Genomic DNA, 20,796 nt, shown 5'->3' on the forward strand with positions numbered 1-20,796 from the left:
ATCACACCTTAAATGCAGCAAGTGCACGTTCTCGTGCCGCTTTATGATCAACTATTGCTGGCCAGTAACATTCCTTATCTTTGCCTGTTGCGGCTAAATAAGTGTGTGGAAAATGAATGTGTTTATCTGGCACGTTTTCAAGCTCTGGCAAATACTTACGGATAAACTTGCCCGTTGGATCAAAGCGCTCGCTTTGTCTGATAGGATTAAAAACTCTAAAATAAGGCTGAGCATCACAGCCCGTACTTGCAGCCCACTGCCAACCACCATTATTTGAGGCTAAATCGCCATCAATTAAGTGCTGCATGAAAAAGCGTTCACCTTTACGCCAGTCTATTAATAAATGTTTAGTTAAAAAGCTTGCAACAACCATTCGTAAACGATTATGCATCCAACCGGTTTGCTTAAGTTGTAGCATTGCTGCATCCACTAATGGGTAACCTGTACGCCCTTCGCACCATGCTTTAAAATCGCTTTCGCTTTTACGCCACACTACAGCATTATACTTTTCGTTAAAGTTATCGCCGCGCGAAAGCTTCGGAAATTCAGCAATTAAATGTCTGTAAAATTCGCGCCAAACAAGCTCGTTAATCCACGTAAACGTTTTACTTTTTGATGTAGTTAAAATATCAGGATAACGCTGCTGAATATTAATAAGCAGTTGCTTTGTGCTTACAATACCTAGTGCTAAATACGGGCTTAAACCCGATGTGCCTTTTACACTGGGAATATCACGCTGGTCGTCGTAACTTGTAAGTTTGTCGCATATAAAATTATCAACTACGGTAGAGAGTGTTTCGTCGTCAACCGGCCACTTATCTGAGCATCCATCACTTTTTAGTAAGTCGCTTTCATCAAATTTTATTGGCTCAGAAGTTAAAGGCCATTGTGGCAAACTAAAGTGTGTATCTTGATACTGCTTTAACCATGCACGTTTAAATGGAGTAAACACTTTATACATTTCATTACTTTGATTTTTGACCGTTCCAACAGGTGCAATTAAATCACCTTCGTACAAAGTAAAAGTAATAGAAAGCTCATCGCATTCATGCAAAATTGCTTTATCGCGGTTTACTTCATTAAGCTCATATTCTGTATTAGCAATTACGTGTTTTACATCGTTTGCTTTACAAAAGTTAATAAGCTCGCGCGTACAATCACAAAAGCTAGGCGCTTCAATAATATGTAAAGTAATACCGTAATCAGCAAGTTGTGATTGAAGATAAGTAACTCGGCGCTTGAGTAAGTCAATCTGAATAGGCGCAGCTTGGTGTTGTTGCCACTGCTTTTCAGACACAAAAAAAATGGCGTGTTTAGCGCCATTATTTAGCGCTTGGATTAACGCTTCATTAGATAAAAGGCGCAAATCGCGCCTAAACCAAAATAATGTATCCATTAAATACCAAATCGTAATTTTAAATCGTGAGGGTATGGGTTAAAAAACACCTGTTTTTCAAGGTACTCATTCGGATGAACTTTCAAATGATGTTTTAACAAGGTAAGTGGTACATACAATGGCACCAATCCTTCGCGGTATTCGTCTATGGCATCACGAAGTTCTTGTTTTTCAACCTTTGATAAATCATTTTTAAAGTAGCCTTGTAAGTGCATTAGGGTATTGCAATTATTTCTTCGAGAAGCAGGCTTTTTCAGACCCGTCATCAAACCTAAAATATATTCATCCGCAACTGCATTTATGTCGTCACCTACGAACGTTCCAAGCAGATTACCTAAATCACGATAAGCTTGGTAATTATGAGCCATCAACAAGTACTTATACTGAGAATGAAATTGAGTAAGCTTGTGAACCGTTAGTGGTTCTTGTACTAACTTTTGCCAATTTTTAAATACGTAAATTCTCATTACAAAGTTTTCACGTAAATGCATGTCATTTAAGCGACCGTTTTCTTCACATGGCAATAATGGGTTGTGCTTCATTATTTGCTCAGCAAAAAAACCAATGCCTTCAGAAGTATTACCCGTGCCTGCTTCGTTGTATATTTTAATGCGCTCCATGCCGCAGCTTGGACTTTTTGCGCAAAATACAAACCCGCTCAACTCTTTAGCTTGTTCTGTTGCAACTTTTTTACCATACTCGGTAAGTTGTTGACCTACATCTCCAGTGCCATCTGGGCGACATACTTTAATAGTATCGCCAACTTTAACTTGGCGAATAGTTGGACGAGGTATTGGTAAACCTACCGCTACCTCCGGACAAAACCGTGTATATTCAACGTGTTTACCTAACTCATCCATACAGAAGTTTGACTTTTTATGACCTGTGTCAAATCTAACTTTTTCGCCTGCTAAGCAGGCGCTTATACCTATTTTTATTATATCTGTGTGCATAAATTCTCTTAGTAAATCAAATTACCTATTGGATTTAGTAACTTGCTGAAGCCCTTATTAAAATGTAGCGCACTACTGACAACTGTAAAGCACAAACAACCATCTTTTGTTAAAGGAGTATGTTGGTGGCTACCATCTTGCCATATAAAGTCACCTGGGACATATTTTCCTTCTTCATCACTAAACTCGCCATCTAGGAGTAAAGTAACTTCAAAGCCAGTGTGCGTGTGTTCTGGTATTTCACCACCAGCATCAATATGTAACAAGCTAGAGCGTAATGGGCCATCATCAAGTGCAATACGCGATCTCGCAAGCTTACCCACTTGGGTAAATTTACTGTGAGAAATACGCGTTAGCGCACGTGGAAGCTGATAGTTATGCTCATTAACTTTAATAGAAACAGGCTCTACTTCATAAACTTCGTCGATAGAATCATCAGACATGATCATATCAAGCACATTCAATTCAAATTCTTCAAGTAACTCAGGTTGCTCAGCTTGAGGTTTCTCATACTGCGCTGGCTCTTCGCTAAATAATGCGTTTGCGTTACTTGCCTCAATTTTAGCTACTTTAGCTTGGCACACAGGGCACATATCTACATGTATAGAAACGGCTAAACTCAATGATGTAGCAAGTGATGCATCGCAATACTGTGTCAGTAAAGTTTCACTCGGGTGATGTTTAATCATGCTGATCTCCCATTTCATTACGTAATTTTTGCAAGGCCAAACGTAATCGTGATTTTACCGTGCCTACTGGAATATTAAGTTGATGTGCAAGTTGCTCTTGCGACATGTCTTGAAAATAAACGCCTCTTACCACTTCGCGTTGAGCAATAGGTAATTTGTCTAAATAACGTTTAATTTGTTTATCTTCTAAATGATCACTGTATTCGTGATGTGTATCTTGTGATTCGTTTAATAACGGCCAAATATCTTCGCTTATGTTTTCTTCTTTATTACTTTTCATTTTACGAAGCATATCGAATGAAGCGTTACGCATAACGGTATAAACCCACGTAGTAGCCGCACCTTTATCACTGTGATACAAATGTGCTTTACGCCAAACAGATGTTAACGTCTCTTGCACAAGCTCCATTGCTTGAGCTTCAACACCAAATTGCTTAATTCCAAAGCGTTTAATTTTTGGCGCAAAGTATTCAAATAAATAGGAAAATGCTTTTTTATCGCGTGACTGTGCAACATCTATAAGCGCTTGCATGAGTTCTTTACTCGGCGTTTCTGGCATGGCAGTGTACTTACCTGTATTAGGTTCACAACGTGGTGATTGTTGTTGACTTACCATAATAATTTATCCCGTTATTGCTTTTGTATTAAGTAATACGGGCAATAATTAATTTAGGATCATAAAATTTAGGCAAATTCGTTATTAATCACAGTATGGAGGAAATTCAGTAAGTTATCAAAGTTCGTTTCAAACGCAAGTTGCTGTTTTTTCTCAATAGAAATAGGTAGGAGCTCAAGCCAACGGGCTGCAATCCAAGGCAATTTGTCAAAGTGAGTTTTTTTGTACAGTAAATTAAGTTCCGGATTACTTTTAAACACGTTTAAAAGCGCATCATGCAATAAGTCATGTTCGCCAACTGAGTTGTTAGAATCCTTATACCAATATGGCGTATTGCAAGAAGACACCAAACCATGTCGCAGTTCGTCCTCGTCTTGATAAACGTCATTTATTTGAACGCTTTGAGAAGCAAACACATCGATTAATAATACATCGTTGTCGTCTTGGTCAAAATCAATAATATCAACAAGGCAACCTTGCGCGCTTATATTAAATGGCGTGTCGTGCTCAAATGTACAAAGCACAAACCCTGTATTGTTTTTTAATGCGGTTTTAACCATATTTAAATAGCGAGGCTCAAATATGCGTAATCGCGTATAGCCTTCAGGTAACATAAAAATGGGTAATGGAAAAATCGCACGTTTCATAAAGTCTACTTCTTTCAAACACTCTGCCTTTATTTACGTGCGCTTTTGCTAAGTCGATCAGCTTTGTATGAATCGAATTAATTACCAGCTATATAATTGGCTAAAGATTAAACCAACCTCCCATAGCTTTAAACACTTGAACCGAGTAATAAGCGCTAATCATACTGACTACGGGTGCTAACATTAATGCAAATAATCCAAGTTCACTGCTCATCGTTTTAATCCTTTAAATAATTTATTTTACGTTTTTTATACTAGTGTCAGTATTTTTAAGCGTTGTGCTATGTGTTAAAACGGGCTCATCTAATAAACCCTCTAAAACAGTTTTAGCATCAAAATAAAGCGTTTCCTTTAGTGATTTTTCAAGCTCGATTGTGGTTTGCTTTACGTAGCTTGCTACACTTTGAGTTAATATATCAGTTACATCTAGGTCCACTTCTGTTGCATGTACTTGCGCAGAACCTAATACTAATAAACTTGCCATAGCGATTTTAATTGAATGTTTCATAATGGTATTCCTTGTTTGTGTATTGTTTAGACGTAGTTAGATACTCAAGGGTTGTGCCAACATAAAAATAAATCGTAAGCAACTGTAATTAAACAATTTTACATGCATCTCTTTAATTTAAAAAATTCATACCTTGTTAATTTAACCATTTAATTTAATTTTTTGACTACTTTTTAGTTAATAAATAAAAGGGTTTAAATGTATTAATACCGTCACACTAAATACATTTAGCGTTTATAAAAACGTCATATCTACCCGCTAAAGTGCACACCACTATAAATAATTCAAAAAGTGCAGTATGACCCTTTCATCACGTCGAAATTTCTTAAAAACCTCAGCAGCAAGCATATTTACCGTCGCAGTATCGAGTGCCATTACAGGTTGTGCTCAAACATTAACAAACAAACCACTATCGGCTATTGAATTTAAACACGGTGTAGCCAGTGGCGATCCGCTCAGTAATGCTTTAATAATTTGGACACGTGCAACTACTTCTCAATCAAATTTTGAAGTTACTGCTGCTTGGGAACTGGCAAGTGACTCTCAATTTAAAAACATCATCCGCAGCGGGCGCGAACAAACAGATAAAAGCAGAGACTTTACAATAAAAATAGATGTGCAAGAACTTGCTCCAAACACAGAGTACTTTTATCGGTTTATGGGTTTAAATACACAAAGCCCAATTGGCCGTGCTAAAACACTACCAATAAATAACATTGAACAAGTAAAAATGGCTGTTGTGTCGTGCTCAAACTATCCTGCTGGGTACTTTAATGCCTACACCGATGCCGCTAAACAAAAAGATTTAGATGTGGTACTGCATTTGGGAGATTACATTTACGAATACCCAATGGGCGGATACGCTACCGAAAATGCTGAAAAAATTGGCCGCCAATTAGCAGCCGATAACAGTAGTGAAATTATTACCCTTAGCGACTATCGTAAGCGCTATGCTATTTACAGAACAGACCAAGGCCTTCAAGCTCTTCACGCTGCAGCGCCTTTTATTGCAATATGGGATGATCACGAAGTTACCAACGATACCTATAAAAGTGGTGCTGAAAATCATACCCCTGATGAAGGTGACTTTTTTAAGCGCCGTGCAGCAGCTATTCAAGCCTATTACGAATGGCTGCCAATTAGGCCGCCAATGGGCGAACAAAGCCCGCAAATATACCGCACCTTCGATTTTGGTAATTTAATAAGCTTACACATGCTAGATACTCGCGTAATAGCACGCGATAAACAACTCGCTTACAGCGACTATAAAAACCTAGAGACCAAACAAATGGATGTTGCTCGCTTTGCCAGTGATTTAAATAATCCAAAAAGGCAGTTACTAGGTAACACACAACTTAACTGGCTTACGAGTGCAATAACTAAATCGAATGCAAAGTGGCAAATATTAGGCCAGCAAGTATTGATGACTAAAATGTGGCTACCTACTGAAATATTCTCGCAATCCGATCGCACCAAAATACCCCAGGTGTTAAAAGAGCTTGTTGCCATTAAAAAAGCCGTGTTAGCAAATAAAGCGGTAACACCCGCGCAACTCGCACGCGTAAATACTTTAATGCCTTACAATTTAGATGCGTGGGATGGTTACCCAAGCGAGCGCGAAGCATTATACAAAAGCGTTACTGCATTAAATAAAAAGTTAGTTGTGGTTGCAGGTGATACGCACAATGCGTGGCATGGCACATTAAAAAATGCAAAAGGCGAAAGCGTAGGAGTAGAGTTTGCAACACCAGGTGTTACATCCCCAGGTATGGAGCATTATTTAGCGCTTAATACGGCACAAGCAAAACAAATGGCAGACTCGCTTTCATTGCTAATAAACGACTTAAACTATTGTGACTTATCACACCGTGGATATATGTTACTGACGATTACTAAAGAGCAAATCACAACCGATTGGCGTTATATAGATAACATAAACTCCCCAAGTTATAACATAGTTAACCAGCATCAAAGTGTTCATAAAGGCTAATACTTTTAAAAAGAAGGTAAATGTATTATTTACCTTCTTCGCATATTTTATAAAACGTGCTTAATTACAACTATAAAGAAGCGTCCACGAAGCATCACTTCCTGGAAGGCTATTTGTATACCAATTTGCGCTGTATGCATTGCCTTGATATTGCATTTTATCGTCGGTGTTATTGTGAGTAAACGGACCACCTGAGTAATCTTTGTTCACCCAATTAGGGTATGCATTAATACCATTACAATCTGTTGAACTTACAACACTGCATCCGTTTGTATCAACACTAGTACCTGCAGGTGTATCTGGGCACTGATCAATATCATCATTCACTCCATCGTTATCCGCATCGCTTTGTGGTTCAACTACTTCAACAACGCAACCTACATTATTAACAGCTTCACCTACTGGTGTATTAGGACATTGATCAACATTATCGCTTATACCATCGGCATCGCTGTCAGTTACTGCACAACCAATACTATCAACCGTTGTACCTGCGGGAGTATTATCGCACTGATCAAGGCTGTCACTTACGCCATCCCCGTCGCTATCTAAATCAACATTGCTACTACCACCACTCCAACCTTGAATGATCTCTTTAACTTTAGAGCCTGACGATGTTAGTGAATTCCAACTACCGCCTGGAGTAAATAACGATGCACCTTCGTTTTTATCGTTTAAAGCCCAATTAGCGTGGCTAATATTGTTTGTTTTAAAAAATGCCATCCATGCATCGGTTTCATTAATATTAACACCACCATTGCCATCAGCATTAACTGTTCCCCACTCTGTGGCGAATAGTGCAATACCGTTATCGAGTGCAGTTTGTGCTTTATTTCGATACGATTGACCATGCGTGCCAGCATAAAAATGCAGAGTGTAAGCAATATTGGCGCGATCAATTGGGTTTTGTGATGCCACATCAACATCTTGCGACCACGTAGGCGTTCCAACCACAATTAAGTTATCAGGATCGATTGCTCTAATTTTATCAATAACTGTTTCTGCGTAAGGCTTAATATCGTTAACCCACGAGATTTGTAACGGCTCGTTATAAATTTCATAAATAACATTGTCGTACTGCCCATATTTGGTAGCTACGTCTTCAAAAAAGCGAACTGCAGTTGCTTGATCGGTATGTGCTTCATGGCTATGAAAATCAATAATAACGTACATATCTTCGCTAATAGCTGCGTTCACAACAGTATCAAGACGGCTCATATTGCCCTCCCAATCAAAGTTCAAACTACCACCGGTACTCGTACCATGGCCAATAGCTGCACGAATTAATGTTGCATTAAATTCAGTTTTTGCCTTTGCTACTGTTTCTGCTGTGTAAAATTTTTCAGCGCCCCACCCCGTATTACTCCAAAATAGGCTAGGTCCTGCAAAGCTTGTGTTTTCTCCACCCGCAAGAATTTGGTTCCCACTCACCGTTAACTTCTCAACAGCGGCATTGGCCATCGTTGAGTACCCTAATAATAAAGCTAACGATAAGCTCGCCACTTTAAAATCCTTTCTTTTATGATTATTTGAACTGTTATTCATCGTATTTCCTTAAATTGAAATTATCAGTCATCATTGCTTGATGTAATAAATTGACACAAAACCAATACTTAACAGTTAAACAAAGTTAATTTGGCGAGCAAAAAGTATCATTTATTAACATTAAATGAATAAAAAGGAACAAGGAGAAGGGTTTTAATTAACTAAGTATCAACAAGTGAGCAATTTAACGAGGTTTGAGGATTTTACTGGGTATATACAGGTATTTACACGATGTTTACATGGTGCAGGCAAAAATCTCGGTTACAAAAAATATGTATAAAAATGGAAAAAGCGGTAATAATTATTACCGCCATCAATAATAGCTAAATATCAGAGTAAATATTAATAAGCCAACCAAACCGAGTTCTGATTAACTGGCTTATTTTTTAGTAGGCAGCGCTTTTCTGCCCAAACGATATGCATCCAGCATACTCAGCACCCAAATTATAATCATTAAAGGTACATACTTATATTCAGCGAGTTGAGCGCAGGCGTCAGAAGGTTGTTGCGCGGCTTTTAAAATGGCCGTAACCGACATGGGTATTTTTCCGTTTACAATTTCATTTGCAGTACACTGTGCAATCGCAAATATATCTTGAAAGGTTAAAATTAAAAGAACAGAGAATACACCCGCAAAAATAGCGCCTATAAGGTGTTTTTTTAAAGAAAAATGCCCCGCTCCAGGATAAACAATGGCGGTAAGTAAAGCAGCTTTTAGATCTTGTTTCATGGTTATTTCAGCTCGTAATATGTATTACACTAGACACCAACATAGTGAATTAATTCTCTTTAAAATCAAGTAAAAGCTAAAGTAGCGTATCAAATAAAGTTATTTAGAATTACTCACAGCTAAGATTGAAACTTTCAGCGTACAGTTGTACACTGAAATTAATTCCAATAGTGGTAGGAACAGTTATGTCGTTAGAAGCGCCTTATTCCCGTAAAGAAGAGAAATTAAACGTAATCAGCCATGCACTCGGTATTATATTTGCCGCGTGTGTTATGTGGGATTTATTTAGCCAAGCCACCAGCACTAAAGCGTATGTTAGTACTGCAATTTATGGCAGCAGCTTATTTGTGCTGTTTTTGTCATCCACTTTGTACCACGCGAGTATTCAACCGCGCTTAAGAGCCTTTTATAAAAAGTGCGATCACTGCGCCATATACTTATTAATTGCTGGCACCTACACTCCCTTTTTATTAATCTCATTAACCGGTGCTTGGTCATGGGCAACACTTACATTTATTTGGAGTGTTGCACTGGCGGGCGTTGCGTACAAAGTATTTGTAAAAAACGGTAATAAAAAAATATCACTCGCCACCTACTTACTCATGGGCTGGTTTGCACTGGCTATTGTATATCCGCTTTATTCAAGTGTTGATGTAAAAGCACTTTACTGGCTACTTGCCGGCGGCATTTTTTATAGTTTAGGTACATTATTTTACAGCGCTAAAAGCACCCAATTTAGCCACGCTATTTGGCACTTATTTGTTATTGCTGGGTGTGTTTGCCATTATATTTCAATTAGTAATTATGTTTATTAGGCAGGTAAAGCCAATTAGAGTGGTCTGGTTTGAGCGATAACCGGACATTCAGGTGAGTTATCATTAACTTAATAAGAGTCAGGTTTTTTCATCTCGGCATGCTTTGGTAATGTCAGTATTAGTAATGGCAAGGTTGTTTTGAATGTTTGCACATAACAAAAAAATTAAGTCACTCACTGCGTTCGCTGGGACGCATACATGAGGTTTGGAGTCACGCTACTATTTTTAATTTTTTCTTCGCATTCGTATGCGTGTTTTAGTGGTGTTGGTTATGAGCAAAATTGGAGCGATTCAATTAACTTACTTTTTATATCTCTTGTCGTTGGTATTCTTGCAACGATTATTAGGTATTTTCAAAAAGTTAAACGGTTGTATATTCCTATAACATTACTCGTGCTCGCATGTATTCCTTCTGGATTAGAAATGTTGTGTTATGGTAATGGCGATTGTGGCTCTAGTCTAATGCAAGTTGCTACCTGGCCAATTTATACAATGTCTATTGTTTTACTTTACGAGGTTGTAAAGCTACTAAAATTAAGGCTTGGTGTAGGTAATACCTAACAAGCTGTTAAAGCAGGACAAAATTCAAAATTGTGCATATTTTCTGGAAATTACTTTTCGCTAGATAAGGTATTTGCCTGAATTAAAGATTTGTAAGTTATGTGAATTTCTATTAGCTACGGAATTTACTTAACTTCGGAAGAACTTAAATACAGAGGGTTGATGGAGTGTCTCAAGAACAAGATGCATGGGAAAAGTTTTTAAGTTTATGCCAAAAAGGCTTCATCAGTTGTACGTTTTCCGATGAACTTACTGAAGTCTGTGGTGGAGATGCTAATGTTGCTTCAGTGGTTTATTACCACAACAAAGGCAATGCATTGAAATGGATGCGGTCAAAAATGCCTGCACTTAAAGATAAAACTCCAGCATTTTGCGCAAGGTCAGATATGCCCTTACTAAAAACTGTACTAATGTCATTTCCGTGTTAATTTATCAGAAAGAAACATTTTATAAGGCCATCCACCCAAGCTCCGGTGAGTGATGACGCGTTAAGTGCTAGAGGGTGAATTTGAAAATCTAACAAGTTAAACAAAAAATAGATTTACTGGAGCACTTAGGGTTAAAACTCGATTTGATAATAATTCACTCAGTAAGTTTGTTAAGTTTTACGCACTCAAAAAGACAAGTGGTCAAATCATGACTTCAGACATTACAACTACTGACCGTCTTCGTATGGGACATTAATGCCCTTGGAATTGAACTTGAAACTGTTTCTAAATGTTTGAACTAACAAGGAGCTTGTTTGAGTTAAAAAATGACAAAATTCACATATTATAAAAATTTATCTTTATCAGTTATTTCCATCGCATTAGGCCTAGCAATCGGGTTTGTAAATCTAAATCAGGTTAATAGTGGCTTTCCTTTTAAAAGTGACCTTGTAGAAAAAAGTGGTCCTGTTGATTGGGTTCAAGCACATGATTATGGAATACGCTTCGGGTTTGTTAATGATCCAATGAATTTTAATTACCCGTCAAAATCAAATGGGCAAGGCATTGTTGAAGAGTCTCTTTTGAAATCAAAAGATCAGCTTGTTACTATTTTATTTGAGGCTTCTGATACGCATTCGCCAATCTACTCTTCGAAGATATATCATAATTTTTTTGAGTTAAAAGTGAATGGACTGCTTGTTCGTTCTTATGAAGAATCTGAACAAGCTTGGAAGTCAGACAACAAATTGACACCTTTAATTGTTGCTCTATTTTTGTTTGGAGGAACATATATTTGGCGCAAAACAAAAAAAGAGTACAAATATACTCGATATTGAAACACAGCTAACTCTCACATCATCAGGCCAGAAGATGCAAATTTAGACTTTACATATCATGATTCATCAATATCTGCTCGTGACACTGTGCGACACCCGCATATTGTTACATTTAGCTTTACCTAAGATAATAGAAAACTTAGTAATAGTAATATTTTAGGTAATTTGTTAAAACTATATAAAGCAGAAAAATGAGCGTGACAACAGCAGAAGTATTCGTGATTAGCGCATTTTAAGATTGTTATGTGTAATGGAGTATACAGAGTATGAATATCGGAATATACATATACTATGACGCAGAAGTTCTTGATTTCTCTGGACCATTTGAAGTGTTAAGTACTGCAAATCGTTTAGGCAATAAAAATTGGAATGTATTTTTGGTTTCTGAAAAACCTGATGTTGTAAAAGCTCGTAGTGGTTTTCCAGTGCACGCACATTTCTCGTTTGAGACTCATCCGAATATTGATGTGCTTATAGTTGTTGGAGGTATACATACAGAGGAAGTTAAAAAGCCTGCTGTAATATCTTGGATTTCGAATGTTGCTAGTACATCAAAAAGAGTCGCATCTGTCTGTACAGGAGCGTTCATTTTAGCTGAAGCTAATTTACTAAATGGTTTAACAGTTACAACGCATTGGGAAGATATAGCCGATCTCAGTGCTACCTACCCGAAATTAAATGTTGTGAGTGATCATCGTTGGGTCTCTCAAGGTAAATATATAACTTCTGGTGGCATATCAGCTGGAATTGATATGAGTTTACACTTAGTGTCAGAACTATCGACCTTAAATTTAGCTGAGCAAACAGCTAAGCAAATGGAGTATCACTGGCAAAAATGCACATAACAACAGGCTAAGTCGTCGTAGTCAGCTTGCCAATAATAGTCATATCACTCCCACCGACACTCACGCATATTTACTTTGTCGTTTTTAAACAATACGCCTTCTGATAATAACTTTTCACGTTGTTCTTGGTATTTTTCGCTACTTTCAGGGAATGATATTTTACCTTGGCTATTCACTACCCTGTGCCAAGGTATAACTGAGTCGTTTGGCATCACTTTTAATAAGCGCCCCACTAATCGTGAGTTTTGCGGATAACCCGCAAGAGCTGCAATTTGACCGTAACTTGCTACTTTGCCTATTGGTATGCCTGCGATAACAGTATAAATGAGTGTTTCTTTATCAATATCAGCGTTCATTTAAATACGCCTCACTAAGTACTTTAAATTGCTCCCAAATAGTACGCGCTACAGGGCCGTGGTGCACTGCATGCTGCCTAAAGGCTCTAATTTGCGCGCTAAACTTATGCTCTCGGTCAGTTATGTGTATTTCTTGAAGTAAGCCTGCTTTTATTTCAGTGTCGCAGTGCTCTAGGCTCATCATTGCCCAACCAGCACCTGAGAGTAAAAACGATTTTAAGGTCGATACATCATCAATTTTCATCATGGCGGAGCCTTTTGAGTACGATAGCCTGTCGCTGTCGATACTCAAGTCACTTTCAAACATGGCTAAACACGGATACGTTTGCAGTTCGTTATAGGTGAGCTTTTGAGGGAGTACGCCTTTAGCGCTCACAATGCCAATAGCAAGCTTGCCAATTGGTACGCTTTCTAAATCGCCTGTTGCATGAAATAAGTCAAACCACGGGCCAATGCCTAATTCGGCTTGCCCACTGTTTACTTGCTCTAATGAGATAAAGCGCTTTCCGCTTGTTAAGCTAAATTCGGTGCTAGTAAACAACCTAAAAGTATTACTTATGATCTCGTTGTAACTTTGCATATGGCACAGTTGTTCGTAACAAATTCTAAATTGAGGCTCATTGCCTAATGCTAATTCTTCAGCAAGTTGTGCCAGCTCGTCGTTGGCATGCAGGAGTTGCTTCGCTTCGCGGTGAAAAATTCGCCCTTTTTCAGTAAGCTGTAATCGGTACTTACTTCTGTCTAGTAACTCAAATCCTATTTTGGCTTCTAAGTTTTTAATGGCGAGTGTAAGCGCTGGCTGCGTTTTATGTAGCTTTAGTGCTGCTCCGCTTAAGCTTGCGCTTTGTACTATGGCATCTAAAATTATTAATTGATTCAGCTTCATATACCGCTCTGCAACATCATAAGTAAAACTTATTGAGTTTCTAAAATTTAATGATTTTTATTTTATATGTTTGCAGCGTATGCTGCACTTAATTATTTTGCCATCATTGCAACGGAGAAGACATGAAACTCTTTCGTCTATGTTTATTAACAACGACCTTACTTAGCTTAATAGCCTGTTCTGAGCCAGAACAACAAGTTAAAGAAGAGCCTATTCGCCCTGTTAAATTATTCAACATAGGTCATGATACGCAAACTAACATTCGCAGCTTTCCTGCTGAGGTTGTTGCAAACCAAGGCTCTTACCTAGCTTTTAGGGTAAACGGCGAACTTGTTAAGTTCCCTGTGCTTGCTGGTGAACACGTTGAAAAAGGTGATTTATTAGCAAAACTAGACCCAGAAGATTTTCAGTTACAGTTTGACGAACGTAAAGCACGCTTTGAGCTTGCAAAGTCACAACTTGGCCGTATTGAGCAATTGTTTGAGAAAAAAATCACCAGCCAATCAGAATTAGATGAAGCCACTGCTAATATGCAAATTGCCGAATCTGCATTTAAAATTGCACAAACAAACCTTGAGTACAGCGAGCTACGCGCGCCATTTTCAGGCACGGTCGCAAAAGTATTTGTTAAAAACTTTGAAAATATTCAAGCAAAACAAAATATATTACGCTTAGAAACACGCGATTTAATGGACGTAGAAATTCAGGTTCCTGAAAAAATAGTCGCTCGCTTTAAAAAAGGCACTGATTACCACCCTACTGTAAAGTTTGATGGCTTTGACGATAAAGAGTACATACTTGATATTAAAGAGTGGGATACCCAAGCAGATCCTGCAACACTTACTTATAAGGTTGTATTTTCGCTACCAGTACCTGAGGACTTTAATTTACTCGCAGGTATGACAGGTAGCGTGCTTATTGATTTAAGTAAAGTAACGCGCTCGCAAGTTGCTTACACAATACTACCTATCGAGTCGGTGTTTTCTGAGCCGCAAGAATCAATTGAAGATAACGCCTACGTATGGCTTTTTGATTCAAAAACTAGCCAAGTGCATAAACAAGCTGTAAAGGTTGGCCAGTTGCACCGCGATGGTATTGAAGTATTAAGCGGTATTAAAGAAGGCCAAATTGTAGTTTCGGCCGGTGTGCATTCACTAAAAGAAGGCATGAAAGTAAGAGCATGGAATAAAGAGCGAGGCTTATAATTATGAGCTTTGCACAACTCTCCATAGAGAAAAAAGTAATCAGTTGGATGTTTACGCTGCTTCTATTAATTGGCGGTAGTGTATCGTATTTTGATTTAGGGCAACTAGAAGACCCTGAGTTTACGCTTAAAAAAGCCATGGTTATTACCATGTACCCTGGCGCTTCGCCGCAGCAAGTTGAAGAAGAAGTTACTTTTCCGATTGAAAACGCGATTCAGCAACTCCCTTATGTTGATTACGTTACCTCTATTTCATCTAACGGTAAGTCGCAAATCTCAGTTGAGATGAAAAGCAATTATCGTAAAGAGCAGCTTCGCCAAATTTGGGATGAAATGCGTCGAAAAATTAACGACCTCTCCCCTTCGCTTCCCAGCGGCGTTTATCCAAGTACTATTTTAGATGACTTTGCCGATGTTTACGGTGTTATGTATTCGGTAACCGGTGATGGCTACTCGTATGATGAGCTTAAAGATTACGTCGATTTTTTAAAGCGTGAGCTGGTATTGGTTAAAGGCGTTAGTAAAGTAACCGTTGCGGGGCAACAACAAGCGCAAGTAATGGTTGAAGTTTCTACGCGTAAACTTGCTCAATTAGGTATTGCGCCAAGCCATATATTCCAGTTATTGCAATCGCAAAACACGGTATCTAACGCGGGTAAAATTCGTGTGGGCGATGAGTCAATTCGCTTGCACCCTACTGGCGAATTTAAAGATGTAAAAGAGCTCGAAACCTTATTAATTTCAAAATCAGGTGCCAATGAGCTTATTTACTTAGGCGATGTAGCAAAGGTTTACAGAGAGTACGCAGAAGTACCTAACAATGTTATTCGTTATAATTCTCAGCAAGCTTTGCTTATTGGCGTGTCGTTTATGTCGGGAGTTAACGTAGTTGATGTGGGTAAACACATTGACGATCACTTAGCCTCACTTGAGTATCAACGCCCTCATGGTATTGACATAAATTCGGTATACAACCAACCACAAGAGGTTCAAAAGTCGGTTGATGGTTTTATTATCAGCTTACTTGAAGCCATTGCGATAGTTATTGTAGTACTGCTGTTATTTATGGGTTTAAAAAGCGGTATTTTAATTGGTGGTATTTTACTGCTTACTGTACTGGGTACGTTTATATTTATGAAGTTGTTTGCCATCGATTTACAGCGTATATCACTTGGAGCACTTATTATTGCTCTTGGGATGCTGGTTGATAACGCAATAGTTGTAACCGAAGGGATACTAATCAACCTTAAACGTGGGCAAACAAAACTCAAAGCGGCGGTTAATATTGTTGAGCAAACAAAATGGCCCTTACTAGGTGCAACAGTTATTGCAGTCACTGCATTTGCGCCAATTGGTTTAAGCTCTGATGCCAGTGGTGAATTTGCCGGTAGCTTGTTTTGGGTGTTGTTTATTTCGCTTTTATTAAGCTGGATAACAGCCATAACGCTAACGCCATTTTTTGCCAATTTAATGTTTAAAGAAAACGAATTTAAAAACGAAGAAGGCCAAGAAGATGAAGACCCATACAAAGGTTTTATTTTTAACGGTTACAAAGCGATTTTAGATTTAGCGCTGCACTTTAGAAAAACCACGCTTATATTAATGGTTGTTTTACTGTGTACAGCGGTTGTTGGTTTTGGCTCAGTAAAACAGTCGTTTTTTCCTGCCTCTAATACACCTATGTTTTATGTAGATTACTGGCAAGAGCAAGGATCTGATATTCGCTCAACCATAGAGGGCGTTAAAAAACTTGAAGAGTTTTTACAAAAAGAAGACCTTGTTGAAGAAGTAACAAGTACAACAGGCCAAGGTGCACCGCGCTTTATGCTTACCTACGCGCCAGAAAAATCATACCCCGCGTACGGCCAATTAATTATTCGTGTTGCCGACAGAGAAGCCGTAGCGACTGTAATGCAAACTGTACGTGATTACTCAAATAATCATGCACTCTCTGCACAGCTTAAAATTAAGCCAATGGAAATCGGCCCCTCTACTGATGCAAAAATAGAAGCGCGTTTTTCAGGCCCTGATCCTGTTATTTTAAGACAATTGGCTGCTAAAGCTGAAGAACTTATTGGTAACGACGATGGCGCGTACAATATTCGTGATGACTGGCGTGCACGTACTAAAATGATTCGCCCGCAGTTTAACGAGCAAAAAGCACGCCGCTTAGGTATTAGTAAATCTGACTTAGACAATGTATTACTAACAAGTTTATCGGGTAAACAAGTGGGCGTATATCGCGATGGCACGCAGTTGCTGCCTATTATTGCACGATCTCCTGCTAACGAGCGCTTAAACGTAGAAAGCGTACACGACCTACAAATATACAGCCCAGTATTGGGGGTATTTGTACCAGTGACTCAAGTTGTAGACGAATTTGATGTGCAGTGGGAAGACAGCCTAATAATGCGCCGCGATCGCAAACGTACAATTACGATTATGGCCGATCACGATGTATTAGGAGATGAAACCCCTGCTAAACTATTTGCACGTATTCGCGGACCAATAGAAAACATGGAATTACCGCGCGGTTACGAACTGGAATGGGGCGGCGAGTTTGAATCTTCAAGCAAGGCTCAAAAAGCAATATTTGGCTCATTACCACTGGGTTACTTAGCGATGTTTGCAGTAACCGTATTACTTTTTAACTCGCTTAAGCAACCACTTGTGATTTGGGCAACTGTGCCGTTGGCTATTATTGGTGTAAGCGCGGGCTTGTTAGCTATGAATGCTCCGTTTAGTTTTATGGGGCTACTTGGTTTGTTAAGCTTAAGCGGTATGCTAATTAAAAACGGTATTGTATTAGTTGATCAAATAAACCTTGAATTAAGGGAAGGTAAATCGCCCTATGAAGCCGTGTTTGACTCTGGTGTGAGCCGTGTACGACCAGTTGCAATGGCAGCTATAACTACTATTTTGGGTATGATCCCGCTGTTATTTGACGTGTTTTTTCAATCAATGGCGGTAACAATTATGTTTGGTTTGGGCTTTGCTACAATTTTGACTCTAATTGTAGTACCGGTACTGTACACCGTGATATTTAGAATTGATTACGAGCCACGTAAGTAGTTAAACATATAATTGGTTAACATTAAAAAATGCCACAGGCTCAAAATCCTGTGGCATTTTTATTTAATACCGATAAAAAAAGAAAGGCTACATATTTAGTTGTTAAGAAACTAACCGCAACACTTTTTATATTTTTTGCCACTACCACATACACAAGGTGCGTTACGCTCTGGTACTTTATCAAATACTTGTGGTGTTGATTTACTAAGCGCAAAGTCTAGTTCGCGAATATCTTCTGGTACGTCTGCTTTAACTTCAATTGAAGCAAACAGCGAATGCTCTTCTAATATGGCTTCTATTTCTGATTGTCGTTCAGCTGAGTTTACAATTAGCGTTAACGGGTGTAACTCTGTGCCTGGCTTTGCGGTACGATTTGGCGCAAATCCATTACTGTTATTTTTACCCATTATGTCGGGCTTACCCATAAAGAAAAATTTTGACATGTTACTTCTATAACCTTTCTACATTATTAAGACGGCGCATCTTAACAGCTTACCCAACATATAACTAAGGTGTACTTGCTAATGCACAATATAAATCAAGCTTTAGCGTATATACGCCTAATATAGCGACATAATGAGGACATTTAATGGATTTAGGCAAAATTTGAATTCGAAATATAGTAAAATTATACTAGCTAGACTCAGTGGCGTTTTAATATCTAACTCAATATTATGGAAAAGCCTTGGAAAACTTTAAAATTGCAGTACTAATAGCGGGCAGCCTTTTTATACTTTTTGGTTATCTACGCTTTATAACTGACGATAATGGTAACGTGAACTTAAACAACTACCGTTTTACAGGGGGCATACTACTGGTTATTTCCGGTATGTTTGATGGCACACGCGACCTTGTTAAGCGCCTGCGCTCTAAAAACTCGTTATCGGCGATTGCTGTTTATTTAGGTATACTCTTATTTTATATTGGCTTTAGCATTTAATAGCGAAATATTAAGCGCTAATTTGGGCTTTATACAAGCAACATTTTATAAGTGAATACCCTTTGACCTTTAAGCAACTCTTCAACAGCGCCATATTACTCTTAGTAACAGCACCTCCGCTGGTTTTACTTGCATGGGATGAACAAGCCGACCCCGCTTTTATCCCCAACAGTATATATAACACCTTAACATTTACGTTATTTCCAATAACGGCGATAGTGTTGTCGGTTGTTTTATTAAGACATCTATATAAAAAATACAATAATAACTTTGAATTTAAACATACAGTTAAAAATTATATTGCTGAGCATGGGAAGTTCCGCAGCGCATTTATACCACTGTTTTTGCCTATTTTAATTTACTTATGGTTATGGACGTCAGTTTGTATTTCTGTGAAATTATGGGCCAATAAATACAGCAATAATATATGGCAGCAAGAGCATCAATTACTCGAGGTAGGTAGTTGCCCAAATGATTATGAGTACAGTTGTGCAACGCTAACTGTGCTTAGTTTACAGAACTACAGAAAATACACTTTTAGATGGTATTTAGATAAGAATAAATTGGTGACTTTACAAAATAACAATATAAATTTAGTGGGCGTTACAAGCCCACTTGGTAATATAGTACAAGAAATACAGTGGTAGTAGAATACCACTTAGGTGCAGATTATTTTTTTAAGCTAAGGGTACGCCCCGAGCTAGGTTTTGACTGTGACGACTTGTTCTCTTTAATACTTTTTGGCTTACCAACATACGTGGTAGAACGCTTTTGATAAGGTGCTTTACTGCGCTCATTTTTGCGCTCGCCATTAGCATTACTGCGATCAGAGTTGCGACTTGAATTTCGCTCAGTACTACGCTCGCCACTTTGTTCGCCTTTATTAAAACGGCGAGGATTTTCACCCTGAAAATCACGCTTTTTAGGAATCGACGGCGTATTATTTTCTGATTGTTTATTAGCATCAAGCGAATGTTCTTGAGTTTTACCTGAGTCAGAAATCGAGTCGTTTATTTGCGCCATTTCAGTATCAGATAAATGACGCCACTGCCCTACCTTTAAACCTTTTAGTGTTACGTTCATTATACGAGTGCGCTTTAACGTCACCACTTCGTAACCTAAATATTCACACATACGGCGTATTTGGCGGTTTAAACCTTGTGTAAGTACTATTTTAAATTCTTTAGGGGCAGTTTGTGTCACTTTACACTTTTTAGTCACCGTATCTAAAATAGGCACGCCATTGGCCATTTTTGTAACAAACTGACGATTAAGCGGTTTATCAACCGTAACAACATATTCTTTTTCGTGGTTATTACCCGCACGCAAAATTTTATTAACGATGTCGCCTTCGTTAGTTAAAAATATAAGCCCTTCAGAAGGTCTATCTAAACGCCCTATTGGAAATATACGCGTAGGATAATTTACCGCGCGAATAATATTACTTTGAATTTTACTTTCGGTAGTACACGTAATACCAACTGGTTTATTGTAAGCGATATAAACGCGCTTTGGTGTGGCTTTAAGTGGCTTACCATCAATTAATACAACATCGGTAGCAGCAACTTTTACGCCCATTTCAGGTGAGTAGCCATTAACGCTGACACGACCTTGCTCAATATATTTATCGGCTTCGCGGCGTGAACAAAATCCTGTTTCACTAATAAATTTATTTAAACGTTTTAATTCGGTCATGGCACTTATAGCGTAGTAATTTTTAAGGCGAGTAGTGTAAACCACCCACACTATTTTTTCGCCCCTAATTTAAAATTTATAGGT

The 20,796-nt window shown here is 38.4% G+C and carries 22 protein-coding genes; 10 read left to right on the forward strand and 12 right to left on the reverse strand.

Features of this window, described 5'->3' with window-relative positions:
• Position 1 precedes the first annotated feature (1 nt).
• The 6 genes from phrB to H5157_RS12115 all read right to left on the reverse strand — a co-directional run bounded on the left by phrB (position 2) and on the right by H5157_RS12115 (position 4,809).
• Positions 2 to 1,396: a deoxyribodipyrimidine photo-lyase gene (gene phrB, locus H5157_RS12090; protein ID WP_182724750.1), complete on the reverse strand. Its 1,395-nt coding sequence runs from the start codon at positions 1,394 to 1,396 to the stop codon at positions 2 to 4.
• A complete protein-coding gene (locus tag H5157_RS12095; protein ID WP_002962461.1) occupies positions 1,396 to 2,349 on the reverse strand; it encodes a DUF523 and DUF1722 domain-containing protein in 954 nt (317 codons plus the stop codon). The genes phrB and H5157_RS12095 overlap by 1 nt, the downstream gene beginning before the upstream one ends.
• Before the next feature lie 8 nt (positions 2,350 to 2,357).
• Positions 2,358 to 3,038, reverse strand: coding sequence for a ChrR family anti-sigma-E factor (locus H5157_RS12100; RefSeq protein ID WP_182724751.1), 681 nt, complete (start codon positions 3,036 to 3,038; stop codon positions 2,358 to 2,360).
• Positions 3,031 to 3,654, reverse strand: a complete 624-nt coding sequence (locus H5157_RS12105) for a sigma-70 family RNA polymerase sigma factor (protein ID WP_002962457.1) — start codon at positions 3,652 to 3,654, stop codon at positions 3,031 to 3,033. The genes H5157_RS12100 and H5157_RS12105 overlap by 8 nt, the downstream gene beginning before the upstream one ends.
• A gap of 68 nt (positions 3,655 to 3,722) precedes the next feature.
• The gene (locus H5157_RS12110; protein WP_024596915.1) at positions 3,723 to 4,301 is read right to left on the reverse strand and encodes an LON peptidase substrate-binding domain-containing protein; all 579 of its coding nucleotides are present in this window, start codon (positions 4,299 to 4,301) and stop codon (positions 3,723 to 3,725) included.
• 235 nt (positions 4,302 to 4,536) lie between these two features.
• Complete coding sequence (locus H5157_RS12115) at positions 4,537 to 4,809, reverse strand: hypothetical protein (RefSeq protein WP_024596914.1); 273 nt, start codon at positions 4,807 to 4,809, stop codon at positions 4,537 to 4,539.
• 298 nt (positions 4,810 to 5,107) lie between these two features.
• Here H5157_RS12115 and H5157_RS12120 point away from each other — a divergent pair, with 298 nt between their 5' ends.
• A complete protein-coding gene (locus H5157_RS12120; RefSeq protein WP_182724752.1) occupies positions 5,108 to 6,799 on the forward strand; it encodes an alkaline phosphatase in 1,692 nt (563 codons plus the stop codon).
• 60 nt (positions 6,800 to 6,859) lie between these two features.
• On the opposite strand, the gene H5157_RS12125 is transcribed toward H5157_RS12120, so the two are convergent.
• Together H5157_RS12125 and H5157_RS12130 are read right to left on the reverse strand one after the other, a co-directional pair.
• Positions 6,860 to 8,344: a cellulase family glycosylhydrolase gene (locus tag H5157_RS12125; protein WP_182724753.1), complete on the reverse strand. Its 1,485-nt coding sequence runs from the start codon at positions 8,342 to 8,344 to the stop codon at positions 6,860 to 6,862.
• A 379-nt stretch (positions 8,345 to 8,723) separates the two neighbouring features.
• Positions 8,724 to 9,074 carry a hypothetical protein gene (locus H5157_RS12130; RefSeq protein WP_182692446.1) on the reverse strand — a complete coding sequence of 117 codons (351 nt, stop codon included), beginning with the start codon at positions 9,072 to 9,074 and terminating at the stop codon, positions 8,724 to 8,726.
• Positions 9,075 to 9,259: 185 nt separating this feature from the next.
• Between H5157_RS12130 and H5157_RS12135 the strand changes: the two genes are divergently transcribed.
• The 5 genes from H5157_RS12135 to H5157_RS12155 all read left to right on the forward strand — a co-directional run bounded on the left by H5157_RS12135 (position 9,260) and on the right by H5157_RS12155 (position 12,559).
• Entirely contained in the window at positions 9,260 to 9,889 is a 630-nt protein-coding gene (locus tag H5157_RS12135; protein ID WP_182692445.1) for a hemolysin III family protein, read from the forward strand.
• A gap of 198 nt (positions 9,890 to 10,087) precedes the next feature.
• Complete coding sequence (locus H5157_RS12140; protein ID WP_182724754.1) at positions 10,088 to 10,450, forward strand: hypothetical protein; 363 nt, start codon at positions 10,088 to 10,090, stop codon at positions 10,448 to 10,450.
• A gap of 167 nt (positions 10,451 to 10,617) precedes the next feature.
• Positions 10,618 to 10,878 carry a hypothetical protein gene (locus H5157_RS12145; protein ID WP_182716592.1) on the forward strand — a complete coding sequence of 87 codons (261 nt, stop codon included), beginning with the start codon at positions 10,618 to 10,620 and terminating at the stop codon, positions 10,876 to 10,878.
• A 326-nt stretch (positions 10,879 to 11,204) separates the two neighbouring features.
• The gene (locus H5157_RS12150; RefSeq protein WP_182716593.1) at positions 11,205 to 11,714 is read left to right on the forward strand and encodes a hypothetical protein; all 510 of its coding nucleotides are present in this window, start codon (positions 11,205 to 11,207) and stop codon (positions 11,712 to 11,714) included.
• 266 nt (positions 11,715 to 11,980) lie between these two features.
• The gene (locus tag H5157_RS12155; RefSeq protein WP_182724755.1) at positions 11,981 to 12,559 is read left to right on the forward strand and encodes a DJ-1/PfpI family protein; all 579 of its coding nucleotides are present in this window, start codon (positions 11,981 to 11,983) and stop codon (positions 12,557 to 12,559) included.
• Positions 12,560 to 12,603: 44 nt separating this feature from the next.
• Here H5157_RS12155 and H5157_RS12160 read toward each other — a convergent pair whose 3' ends face one another.
• Together H5157_RS12160 and H5157_RS12165 are read right to left on the reverse strand one after the other, a co-directional pair.
• Positions 12,604 to 12,915, reverse strand: coding sequence for an MGMT family protein (locus H5157_RS12160; protein ID WP_182724756.1), 312 nt, complete (start codon positions 12,913 to 12,915; stop codon positions 12,604 to 12,606).
• The gene (locus H5157_RS12165; RefSeq protein WP_182724757.1) at positions 12,905 to 13,801 is read right to left on the reverse strand and encodes a LysR family transcriptional regulator; all 897 of its coding nucleotides are present in this window, start codon (positions 13,799 to 13,801) and stop codon (positions 12,905 to 12,907) included. The genes H5157_RS12160 and H5157_RS12165 overlap by 11 nt, the downstream gene beginning before the upstream one ends.
• Positions 13,802 to 13,923: 122 nt before the next feature.
• Between H5157_RS12165 and H5157_RS12170 the strand changes: the two genes are divergently transcribed.
• Together H5157_RS12170 and H5157_RS12175 are read left to right on the forward strand one after the other, a co-directional pair.
• Positions 13,924 to 15,006, forward strand: coding sequence for an efflux RND transporter periplasmic adaptor subunit (locus H5157_RS12170; RefSeq protein WP_170071433.1), 1,083 nt, complete (start codon positions 13,924 to 13,926; stop codon positions 15,004 to 15,006).
• Between the two features lie 2 nt (positions 15,007 to 15,008).
• A complete protein-coding gene (locus H5157_RS12175) occupies positions 15,009 to 18,077 on the forward strand; it encodes an efflux RND transporter permease subunit (protein WP_182724758.1) in 3,069 nt (1,022 codons plus the stop codon).
• A 110-nt stretch (positions 18,078 to 18,187) separates the two neighbouring features.
• Here the strand turns inward: H5157_RS12175 and H5157_RS12180 are convergent, their stop codons facing one another.
• Complete coding sequence (locus tag H5157_RS12180; RefSeq protein ID WP_182694918.1) at positions 18,188 to 18,520, reverse strand: PBPRA1643 family SWIM/SEC-C metal-binding motif protein; 333 nt, start codon at positions 18,518 to 18,520, stop codon at positions 18,188 to 18,190.
• Between the two features lie 242 nt (positions 18,521 to 18,762).
• On the opposite strand from H5157_RS12180, the gene H5157_RS12185 reads away from it, so the two are divergent.
• Positions 18,763 to 19,017, forward strand: coding sequence for a MetJ regulator of methionine regulon (locus H5157_RS12185; protein WP_182724759.1), 255 nt, complete (start codon positions 18,763 to 18,765; stop codon positions 19,015 to 19,017).
• A 62-nt stretch (positions 19,018 to 19,079) separates the two neighbouring features.
• Positions 19,080 to 19,664 carry a hypothetical protein gene (locus H5157_RS12190; protein ID WP_182694919.1) on the forward strand — a complete coding sequence of 195 codons (585 nt, stop codon included), beginning with the start codon at positions 19,080 to 19,082 and terminating at the stop codon, positions 19,662 to 19,664.
• Positions 19,665 to 19,686: 22 nt separating this feature from the next.
• Here H5157_RS12190 and rluF read toward each other — a convergent pair whose 3' ends face one another.
• Entirely contained in the window at positions 19,687 to 20,712 is a 1,026-nt protein-coding gene (gene rluF, locus H5157_RS12195) for a 23S rRNA pseudouridine(2604) synthase RluF (protein ID WP_182724760.1), read from the reverse strand.
• Between the last annotated feature and the right edge of the window lie 84 nt (positions 20,713 to 20,796).

This window comes from Pseudoalteromonas sp. SG43-3 (assembly GCF_014164385.1).
In the GTDB taxonomy this organism is placed as follows: Bacteria; Pseudomonadota; Gammaproteobacteria; order Enterobacterales; family Alteromonadaceae; genus Pseudoalteromonas; species Pseudoalteromonas distincta.